Origin of the sequence: Mycobacterium sp. (assembly GCF_032161845.1) — a bacterium.
GTDB lineage: Bacteria > Actinomycetota > Actinomycetes > Mycobacteriales > Mycobacteriaceae > Mycobacterium.
Genome location: NZ_JAVRQA010000113.1, coordinates 42,694 through 53,105 on the forward strand (window position 1 = coordinate 42,694; position 10,412 = coordinate 53,105).

Here is a 10,412-nt window from a genome sequence, read left to right on the forward strand (position 1 = left end):
CGTCGGCTAGACCGAGCCTACTGGCCGCCGTGCACCTCATGGGCAGTTCGGGTCCACGCAAGCAAAACGGTTGGCGAACAATCGGTTGCGTGCTTGGCTAGGAGTCGAAGCCAAGGCCGAGAGCGTCGAGGGTGCGCAGCAGAACGTTGCGATGACCCGCCGAATGATCCGCGCGGTCCAGTGACCACCGGGTCGCCTGGATGCCGATGCTGGCAAAGGGCTCGGGAGGAAACGGCAGTGGTTTCTCACGCACCATGTCCAACTCGGTGCGCGCAGTCGGCACACCCCCGAGCAGGTCTAGGCAGACGTCGGCGGCAAATCTCGCCGCGCCAACGCCGAGTCCCGTGAAACCGTTGACGTAGGCAACGCGGCCCTCGCGGGCCAAGCCCCAGTGCGCGCAGAACCGGGTGTTCGTGTCGATCGCACCTGCCCATCGGTGGCTGAAGCGGACGTCCTCCAGTTGCGGGAACGTGATGAAGAAGTGCGCGGCGAGCTTGCGGTAGGTATCCGGCCGGTCTTCATAGTTCGCGTCGACCTTGCGGCCGAAGTGGTAGACGGCGTCGTAGCCACCGAACACGATCCGGTTGTCCTCGGTCATGCGGTAGTAGTGAAACTGGTTGGCGGAGTCGCCAATTCCTTGGCGGTTCTGCCATCCGATGCTCTGCACCTGAGCGTTCGTCAGCGGTTCGGTGGCCAACACGTAGTCATAGACGGGCACCGTGTAGAACCGGTTGCGCCGCAGCAGGTGCGGGAAGACGTTGGTCGCCAGCACGACCTGCCTGGCCGTGATGACGGCGTCGCCGGTGTGCACCTGAATCGACACGTTGCCGGAGTTCAACGCCTTGGCGTTGGTGTGCTCGTAGATCCGCACGCCTGCCTCCGTGCACGCGCGCGCCAGCTCGAGGGCCAGCTTGGCGGGGTGAACGATGGCGCACGTGCTGCGGTGTTCCAGGCCGGCGAGGAACGTCGGCGAGTTCACTTCGGCGCGCACCGCGACCTGGTCGAGGAACCGGCCCTCGCCTTCGGCCGCCGAGTCTCTAAGCCACTCCACCTGATGTGGTTCGGTCGCAACGCCCAGCATTCCGGTCCGTTGCCATTCGACGTCGAGACCGAGGCGTTCGATCTCAGCCTGCATGCCGTCCAGGTTCTCCAGGCCCATCTTGTCGAGTTGCTCGATCTCGTTGGGCCACCGCGTCTTTCCGTTCTCCTGCCCGTGGGTCAGGCTGGCCTCGACGAATCCACCGTTGCGGCCGGAGGCGGCCCATCCGATGCGGTGGGCGTCGATGAGCACGACGCGTCGATCCGGATCTCGCTGCGCGGCATGCAGTGCCGTCCACAGGCCGGCGTACCCCCCGCCGACGACGAGCAGGTCGCAGGCCACGTCCTGGTCCAATTTCGGATGGTTGGGCCGGTCGATGTCGAGCCACATCGATCCGAAGGCGCTGACGGCTAGGGATCTCTCGACCAGTGCGGGATCGACGTCGGCGTCGAAGACGGTTTCCACAGCGGAGACACTACCGAGAGCCGCTACGGCCGCGCCGCCGCGACGTCGACCACCGCTGGGCGCCTCGGAGCCCAGCCCGGCGGGCCGAAGACGTAGCCGAACCCGTCGCGCAGGCGGTCGGCGTGCTTGACGTCGCGTGCGATGGCCACGTATTCGTGGGTCTGCAGCTTCCAGATGTTGTAGGTCGACACCTGTTTGGTCAAGCCGTAGTGCGGTCGGAACAGCTCCTCCTGGTAAGTGCCGAAGAGGCGGTCCCAGACGACGAGGATGCCTGCATAGTTCTTGTCGAGGTACTCCGGATCCATGCCGTGATGAACCCGGTGGTGCGACGGGGTGTTGAAGACGTACTCGATGGGGCGCCACATCCTGTCGATGCGTTCGGTGTGCACCCAGAACTGATAGACGAGGTTCACGGAGAAGCTGGCGAACACCATCCACGGAGGAATTCCGAGCAGCGGCAACGGAATCCAGATGAGGATCTCACCGCTGTTGTTCCACTTCTGCCGCAGCGCGGTCGCGAAGTTGAAGTACTGGCTGGAGTGGTGTGCCTGGTGGGTGGCCCACACCAGTCGGACGCGGTGCGCGATCCGGTGATACGTGTAGAACAGCAGGTCGACACCGACGAGCGCGATGACCCACGTGTACCAGGCGGTCGACGCCAGGTGCCAAGGGGCGACGTAGGCGTACAGCCCGGCGTAGCCGAGCAGCGCGAGCAGCTTCCACGCGCCCGTCGTTGCGATCGACACCAGCCCCATCGCGATGCTGGCCCACGCGTCACGCCGCAGGTAGGCCCCGGACGGGGCGCGCTCGTCGGTGCCGGTCGGCTCCTCGCGCAAGCGCTCGTCGGTGAGACGGTCGAGCTTGCGGGCCGCCGTCCACTCCAGGATGAGGAGCAGGAGGAAGAAGGGGATCGCGAACAGCACGGGATCGCGCATCTGCGGTGGCAGCACGTCCAGGAAGCCGCGGACACCGTCCAACCAGTTCACGTTCACCTCCCTTGCGACTGGATCTTAGCTACCTCGCCGTTGTCAGCCACGGTGTCCCGCGAGAGTGCAACTACTCAGGTCAGAGTTCTTCTGCGTGGCTGCACCTTGGCGAGCGCACTCGCCCGCGAGGCGACCTAGCGGAAGCTCAGAACGTCGGTCCCCCACGCCTCGCGCAGCGGCCGATCGGGATCCTCGACCACTGCGTCGCTCTTGTCGAGCAGCAGGGTGGCCCGGTCCTCGTCGCGGTAGCGCCGCCAGTGCGGCTCCCCCTCCGGGCCGGTCGGTTCGCCGGTCGCCGCGAAGTTCAGCCATCGGGTGCGGATGCGCTCCGATAGTGCGGTGCCCGTCTTGAGGCCGCCCAGTTTGAACGTCGGATCCTTGCTTCCGGCAACGAGATTGCCCCACACATATGGCAGCTCCGTGGCGTGCGCGGCACCGAGCCTCAACAGCCGCAACATCGGCGTCGCCCAGTCGAACCTGTAGGTGTACACCGGTGCGACCGCGCCGTGGCCCTCGGCGAACCAGATCGTCGGCATCCGGAAGCCGATGTCGCGGGCGACGCCCATGCCGGGCGTCTTTCCGCGGCCCTTGTAGGCCGAGCCCAGCTGAGCCTCGCTGGGAAGCTGCAGGCCCGGCTGCTCGGAGGCGATCCCGTCGAACATTGCCTTGATGGCCGCGGGCGTGATGGGCATCAACGGCGACTTCATGAAGCGGAACAGCGCCGCCTCGTGCTTGTTGGTGCCGATGATCAGCGGCACCGGGTGGGTGCCGCCCGCCCGCGCGACGGCGACGGGATAGTCGGGCACTACGTCTCCGTCGACGATCGGCGCGTAGGCCAGCGTGCCCGGCGTGCGGAGCGGTACCTCGTCGAACAGCCGCTTCGAGGCGATCAGCAGCTCGCTCATGGGTGCGGCGGGCAGACGGTCGACGTCGTCGGCCCCGACGCCGAGGGTGTCCAGGAACTGCTGGGCGATGCCGCGGGATCGGCTGGCGTCGTAGACCGACGTCGCAGGCGAGCTCTGCGCGATCGCCGCCGAGAACAGCCCGCCGGCGGCCGGACTGGCTAGCAGCGTGGTCACGATGCCCGCGCCAGCGGATTCACCGAACAACGTGACCCGGGCGGGATCTCCCCCGAATGCGGTGATGTTGTCACGCACCCACGCGAGCGCGAACAGCACGTCTCGCAACCCGAGGTTGCTCTCGAAGCGGGTGCGTTCCGTGCTGAACGACGACAGGTCGAGGAACCCGAACGCGCCGAGGCGGTAGTTCACCGTGACGATGACGGCGTCGCCGCCGCCCGCCAACGCCCGGCCGCGGTACAGCGATTGGGCCGACGACCCGAGCACGTACGCACCGCCGTGCACCCACACCATCACGGGCTTGCCGTCACCGGCCTCGGTGTCCGAGGACGCCCACACGTTCAGCGTCAGGGAGTCGTCGCCCTGGGGGGCGCCGAGGTCGATCGGGATCCGTGGGTCGGTGGGCTGCGGGCAGACCGGCCCGACCCTGGTGGCATCGGCGACGTCGGTCCAGCGGTCGGGTGACTGGGGCGCCCGCCACCGCAGCTCGCCGACGGGCGGAGCCGCGTACCGAACTCCCCTCCACGACTTGACCGTTCCGTCGTCGGTACCCCGGACGCGTCCGTGGGCGGTGTCGACGACGGGGGCTTCGGTCATGAGGACGACGATATCGCGCCGCACCAAAGTGGCCACTCGCCGGAGACTACGGTGATGCGGTGCGAACGTGGGTGCTGCTGGCCGCGGCCATCGTCAGTGAGGTCGCGGCGACATTGTCGCTGCGGGCATCGCAGGATCACGGCGCCTGGCTGGTGGCCGTCGTCCTTGGCTACGGGATCGCCTTCACGCTGCTGACCCTGGTCCTGCGCGAGGGCCTGCCGGTCGGTGTCACCTACGGCATCTGGGGCGCGACGGGCACGGCCTTGAGGGCGGTGTTGGCGGCGGTGATCTTCCGCGACCCGTTCACCTGGCCGATCGCCCTTGGCATCGCGCTGATCATCGCCGGTGTCTTGTTCATCGAATTCGGTTCCCGGCCAGAGGATTCCGCACCGTGATGTGGTTCGTGCTATCGATCGCGATCGGTGTCGAGGTCTTCGCGACGTTGGGTTTGCGTGCGTCGGACGGGTTCCGCAAGAAGACGTGGATCACCCCGGTCGTCGCAGGCTATCTGGCGTCGTTCTATCTGTTGTGGCTGACGCTGGCACTCGGCATGCCCGTCGGCATCGCCTATGGCGTGTGGACGGCATGCGGTGTCGCACTCGTCGCGGTGATCGCCCGCTACGTCTTTGGGGACCCGTTGACGCTCAAGATGCTGATCGGCATCGCGCTGATCATCGGCGGCGTCCTCACGATCGAACTGGCGGGCGTCGTCCACTGAGCACCCCTGCGGCGGCGGCGATTGCCAACCCCGCGACCGGCACGATCAAAAGACCGAAACGGAGGCTCGTCGCGTCGGCGATCATGCCGACGAGCGGCGGCGCGCCCACGAAGCCGAGCCGCATCAGCCACGCCAACGCCGCCAGCCCGCTGCCCGCCCGCAGTCCAGGCAGCCGATCGGCGCCGTGCATGGCAGCCGGGATGACGGTCGCGGCGCCCAGCCCGGCCGCCGCGAAGCCCGCGATAGTGCCTGGCACGCTCGGAAAGGCCAGCGCCAGCCCCATGCCGGCCGCAACGAGGAGGCCACCGCCGCGGGCCACCGCGCGTTCGCCGAAGCGATCGACCATGCGATCGCCGAGCACCCGTCCGATGAACTGGAAGGCGAGAAGTGCGGCGTAGCCGAGTGCCGTGACGGCGCCGACCGCACCGAGGCCACCGCCCAGGTACAGGGCCGCCCAGGAACTTCCGGCGTCTTCGATTACGGCCCCCCCGATCGCGATGAGCACCAGCAGCAGCAACGCGCCGCACACCCGCCGGCCCGGCCTGCCCACCGCGCCGGCATCCGCTTCCGAATGCTCGGGCTGATCGGGTCCCTTCAACAGGAACGGGTAGGCCCCGACTGCTACGGCGATGAAGATCGCGGCGCTCACCCCGAGATGGATCCCGATCGGAACGTGCAGAGCGATCGCCGCCGCCGCCATGCCTGCGCCGAGCACCGCGCCCAGCGACCACACCGCGTGCAGTGAGTTGATGATCGACCGGCCGTAGACGCGTTGCACCCGAAGCCCGTGCGCGTTCTGCGCGACGTCGGTGACCGCGTCGCACAACCCGCCGCCGAACAGCAGTACCGCCAGCAGGACGGGCGTCGTCGACATCCCGGCTCCGAACACCAACAGCCCGATGCCGATGGTGCAGAGCAGGGCCGTGCGGGCCGAGGTGAGCCTGCGGATGATCGCCCCCGCGGCCAGCCCGGCGACCAGCGCCCCGACGGGAAAGGCCGCCACGACGATGCCGTAGGCCGTGTTCGACAGCGCAAGGTCAGTCTTCAGTTCGGGAAAACGTGGCACCAGATTCGCGAAGATGGCTCCGTTGGTGAGGAACATCGCGGCAACGGCGATGCGGGCCCGGCTGTCGCGTCGTGCAAGACCGGCTGTCACCACTGAGCCGACGATACTGGTACGCGAACCCGGAGGTTTCCCGGCAAGATTGGCGCCATGACTGAATTGGCCGGCTCGTTGGTCGAGCTCGCCCGCCGATACGGCGTGGCGGAGACGTACAACGACTGGACCGGTGGCTACCGGGTGGTCTCGGAGTCGACGCTGGCCTCGGTTCTGGCCGCGCTCGGCGTGACGGCGGGCACCGAGGACCAGCGCCAGGCCGCGTTGTCGGCACACGATCGGGATCACTGGCGACGCACCCTGCCGCCGACGGTCGTGATGCAGGCGGGTCGGTCGGCGTCGTTCTGGGTGCACGTCACCGACGGTGACCCCGTCGGCTGCTGGATCCGCCTCGAGGACGGCACGGTGCGCACCGGCCTGCGCCAGCTGGAGAACAACCGTCTGCCATACGTTCTCGACGGCCGGTCGATCGGTGAGGCCACGTTCGAACTGCCAGCGGATCTGCCGGCCGGTTATCACCGCCTGCACGTCAATGCGGGCGGGGTCGACGCCGACGCCGCGCTCATCGTCGCCCCCGATGCCGCGAAGCTGCCCGCCTCACTCGGCGGTGGACGAACCTGGGGACTGGCCACTCAGCTCTACAGTGTCCGGTCCGAGAAGTCTTGGGGCATTGGCGATTTGACGGACCTGACCGACCTCGCGGTGTGGTCGTCCTCGAAGTACGGCGCGGGCTTCATCCTCGTCAACCCACTGCACGCCGCGGCGCCCGTCGCACCGATGGAGCCGTCGCCGTACCTGCCCACCTCGCGCCGTTTCGTCAATCCGATGTACCTGCGCGTCGAGGCGATTCCGGAGTTCGCCTACGTCGGTGACCGCGGCGAGCTGCGCAGGGCGCGTTCGGTGGCCCAGGGCCGCGCCAAGAAGTCGCGGCTCATCGACCGCGACTCGGTGTGGAAGATCAAACGGGCTGCGCTCAAGGCGATCTACCGCGTCAAGCGATCCGCCGGCCGTGACCTCGCCTACGCGGCCTTCCTGGCGCGCGAGGGTCGCAGCCTCGACGACTTCGCGATCTGGTGCGCGCTGGCCGAAAAATACGGCAACGACTGGCATCGGTGGCCCGAGGAGTTGCATCATCCGGCCGGCGACGCGGTCGCCGCCTTTGCCGCGAAGCGCGCCGACGCCGTCGACTTCCACAGGTGGCTGCAATGGCAGCTCGACGATCAGCTGACGGCCGCGCAGGCGACGGCCGTTCAGGCCGGTATGGCGCTCGGCGTGATGCACGACCTGGCCGTCGGCGTCGACCCGAACGGTGCCGACGCGTGGGCCCTGCAGGACGTGCTGACCCTCGGCGTCAGCGTGGGCGCCCCGCCCGACGAGTACAACCAGCTTGGCCAGGACTGGTCGCAGCCGCCGTGGCGACCAGACCAATTGGTCGAGCAGGGTTACGAGCCGTTCCGGGCACTCGTCAACGCCGTGCTGCGCCATGCCGGCGGGGTGCGTATCGACCACATCATCGGGCTGTTCCGGTTGTGGTGGATTCCGAAGGGCGCCGCACCGACCGAGGGCACGTACGTCCGGTACGACCACGAGGCGCTGATCGGCATCGTCGCGCTGGAGGCACAGCGCGCGGGCGCGGTCGTCGTCGGTGAGGATCTGGGCACCGTCGAACCGTGGGTGAGGGACTACCTTGCCGACCGCGGCCTGCTTGGCACGTCGATCCTGTGGTTCGAGCTGGATCGCGACGGCGGCGGCGGCCCATTGCCCCCGCGTCGGTGGCGGGAGTACTGCCTGTCATCGGTCACGACCCACGATCTACCCCCGACGGCGGGTTATCTGGCGGGCGAACACGTCCGCATTCGGCAAGAGTTGGGGCTGTTGACGCGTCCCGCCGCCGAGGAATTGGCCGACGACAGGGCTGAGCAGCAGGCGTGGTTCACCGAACTGCGGGCGATGGGCCTGCTCGGCGACGATCCGAGCGTTCAGGAGATCGTCAGCGCCCTGTACGCCTACCTCGGGCGGACGCCGTCGCGGCTGCTTGCGCTGGCGCTTCCGGATGCGGTGGGCGACGTTCGCGCCCAGAATCAACCTGGGACGACGAACGAGTATCCCAACTGGCGGGTCAAGCTGGCCGGCCCCAACGGCAGGGAACTGCTGCTCGAGGACGTTTTCAGCGATCCGCGGGCGGCTGCTCTGGCCGACGTGATGCGGGTGCAAGTAACGCCTGCACGCGAGTGACCGAAGTTCCTCGAGAGGCTCAACTGCGCTATGTTCGCAACCGCACCGCAATACCCGGAGGTCACGTGAAGAAGCTACTTGGGCTGGGAGCCGCCGCGCTCGCCGTTCCCGCCGCCGTCGCCTCGATGGCGTTGATCCAGCCTGCCGTCGCGGTCGCGGCCCCAGCGGCCAACAGTTCGGTCAACGTGGTCGGCGAGCCGTATGCCAAGGCGATTCAGATTCTCAAGTCCCAGGGCGTCAAGGGTTTCTTCGGTGGATCGTTCGGCAGTGATCTGCCCCAGAGCGCGTGCATCGTCAGCACGCAGAAGATGACCACTGCCGGGCGGATGTACCTGGACCTCGACTGCACGCAGAAGGCCGCCGACAACGCGACGGACTCCACTCCTGCGACCGCCGCCGCGCCCAACGCACCGTCGCCAGGGAATGGTCAGGGCACGTACGGCGGACCCATCGGGGTTCCCGTACCGGTCGGCTGACGCCAGGCAAGAACCCGGTACCCGCGTTCCCAGGTAAGTCGCGGAATCCCGTAGACTTCTCCTCGCCACACGACGATGAGGGGACCGCAATGTTGCGACCACAGCGTTTCCATGCCGAGATCGATCCAGGGCCGGTGCAGATCCAGGCCCGCCGGGTGCACTTCGACGTCGAAGACATCCCGCTGCAGTGGATTCCCGGGCATCCGGTCGCGTCCAACATGATCAGCCTGCTGAACCTCGTGTTGCCTGCCGCCGAGCGCTGGTTCGTCGCCGCGTACAACGAGGCCCTTCCGCTGGTGAAGGATCCGAAGCTGGCCGAGGACATGCGCGGATTCATCGGCCAGGAGGCCACCCACGCCGACGTCCACGACAAGGTGCTCCACGAGTACATGGTCGTGCACGGGATCGACGTGAAGCCCGTCCTCGACCAGATCGAGTACGTCTTCGAGAAGGTGCTGGCGCCCGACCCGTCGATCACCGACCCCAAGCGCAGGCTGAACCATCTGTGTGACCGGCTGTGGCTGATCGCGGCCATTGAGCACTACACCGCGGTGCTCGGGGACTTCTCGCTGAACTGCTCCTGGGACGACCATGACGCCAGCCCGACGATGGTGGACCTGTTCCGTTGGCACGGTAGCGAAGAGGTCGAGCACCGCATGGTCGCGCACGACGTGGCGATCTACTTTCACGACAGCTACCTCGACCGCATCCGCGCGATGGGTATCGCCGTCGTCATGATGGCGACCTTCTTCCAGCGCGGGGCCTGGTACCTGACCAAGAACGACCCCACCCTCTCCATGAGCTGGTTCCGGATGCAGCGCCTGCGCATGCACGACTCGAAGCTCGGGCTGCTACCCAAGTACCGAAAGCTGTTCGGGTCCAACACCTTCATGTACTTCCGCCCGCGCTTCTCACCGGAGGAGATGGGGTCGACGGCGCAGGCCGTCGCCTACTTGGCCAGCTCCCCCGCGGCCCGCGCGGCGCACCTTTGATGTTCGCGCGGTTCCGTGAGGCGCCGCCGAGCGTCTCGGGGCGGTCGCGCCACGACCTGACGGTGGGGATTGCCGCCACCGTGCTCTCCGGGTTCTTCAACCTGTCGGGCGCCGTCCGGAATCCGGCGCCGCAGTCCGGCGTCGACCGCAGCTTTCCGCTCGTCGTCACCGAGCGTCGGGTGGTCGCCCACGATCAGGACGTGATCGCGTTGACGTTCACCGCTCCCGACGGCGGCCCATTGCCGCGCTGGCATCCCGGCGCCCACATCGACGTGCATCTGCCGAGCGGTCGGGTACGGCAGTACTCGCTGTGCGGGGACCCCGAGGTCACCAACGCGTACCGAATCGCGGTGCGCCGCATCCCCTCTGGCGGCGGGGGCTCGATCGAGGTACACGACGAGTTGATCGTCGGCGCATCCATCACGACCAGCGGGCCGCGCAACGCGTTCCCGTTGACGGTGCCCGGTTACGGCTCGCCAGCCCTGCGGTTCCGCTTCATCGCGGGCGGTATCGGCATCACGCCAATCCTGCCGATGCTGGCGCAGGCGGAGCGCCTTGGCGTCGAGTGGTCGATGGTCTACGCGGGCCGCAGCCGCGACACGTTGCCGTTCCTGGAGGAGCTGGCCCGTTTCGGGGACCGCATCGAGATCCGCACCGACGACGAGGCCGGTTTGCCGACGGCGGCCGACCTGCTCGGGGATTGTCGCG

At 67.8% G+C, this 10,412-nt stretch carries 10 protein-coding genes; 6 read left to right on the top strand and 4 right to left on the bottom strand.

Annotated elements, in window-relative coordinates; translation table 11 throughout:
* Positions 1–97: 97 nt before the first annotated feature.
* From QOD90_RS06950 to QOD90_RS06960, 3 genes are all read right to left on the bottom strand, one after another.
* Complete coding sequence (locus QOD90_RS06950) at positions 98–1,504, bottom strand: NAD(P)/FAD-dependent oxidoreductase (RefSeq protein ID WP_526347996.1); 1,407 nt, start codon at positions 1,502–1,504, stop codon at positions 98–100.
* A 23-nt stretch (positions 1,505–1,527) separates the two neighbouring features.
* On the bottom strand, positions 1,528–2,481 hold the full coding sequence (locus QOD90_RS06955; RefSeq protein WP_526348018.1) for a sterol desaturase family protein: 954 nt from the start codon (positions 2,479–2,481) through the stop codon (positions 1,528–1,530).
* A 143-nt stretch (positions 2,482–2,624) separates the two neighbouring features.
* Entirely contained in the window at positions 2,625–4,166 is a 1,542-nt protein-coding gene (locus QOD90_RS06960) for a carboxylesterase/lipase family protein (protein ID WP_526347998.1), read from the bottom strand.
* 59 nt (positions 4,167–4,225) lie between these two features.
* Here QOD90_RS06960 and QOD90_RS06965 point away from each other — a divergent pair, with 59 nt between their 5' ends.
* Positions 4,226–4,561, top strand: a complete 336-nt coding sequence (locus QOD90_RS06965) for a DMT family transporter (RefSeq protein WP_526348000.1) — start codon at positions 4,226–4,228, stop codon at positions 4,559–4,561.
* Entirely contained in the window at positions 4,561–4,884 is a 324-nt protein-coding gene (locus QOD90_RS06970) for a DMT family transporter (protein ID WP_526348002.1), read from the top strand. Before QOD90_RS06965 ends, QOD90_RS06970 begins: the two co-directional genes overlap by 1 nt.
* On the opposite strand, the gene QOD90_RS06975 is transcribed toward QOD90_RS06970, so the two are convergent.
* Positions 4,853–5,986: an MFS transporter gene (locus QOD90_RS06975; protein WP_526348020.1), complete on the bottom strand. Its 1,134-nt coding sequence runs from the start codon at positions 5,984–5,986 to the stop codon at positions 4,853–4,855. The genes QOD90_RS06970 and QOD90_RS06975 overlap by 32 nt on opposite strands.
* 111 nt (positions 5,987–6,097) lie before the next feature.
* Between QOD90_RS06975 and malQ the strand changes: the two genes are divergently transcribed.
* The 4 genes from malQ to QOD90_RS06995 all read left to right on the top strand — a co-directional run.
* Positions 6,098–8,236, top strand: a complete 2,139-nt coding sequence (gene malQ / locus QOD90_RS06980; RefSeq protein ID WP_526348004.1) for a 4-alpha-glucanotransferase — start codon at positions 6,098–6,100, stop codon at positions 8,234–8,236.
* Positions 8,237–8,301: 65 nt separating this feature from the next.
* Entirely contained in the window at positions 8,302–8,712 is a 411-nt protein-coding gene (locus tag QOD90_RS06985; protein ID WP_526348006.1) for a hypothetical protein, read from the top strand.
* Positions 8,713–8,801: 89 nt separating this feature from the next.
* On the top strand, positions 8,802–9,704 hold the full coding sequence (locus QOD90_RS06990; protein ID WP_526348007.1) for a metal-dependent hydrolase: 903 nt from the start codon (positions 8,802–8,804) through the stop codon (positions 9,702–9,704).
* The coding region (locus QOD90_RS06995) for a ferredoxin reductase (RefSeq protein WP_526348008.1) at positions 9,704–10,412 on the top strand (709 nt) is incomplete at its 3' end. The genes QOD90_RS06990 and QOD90_RS06995, both read left to right, overlap by 1 nt.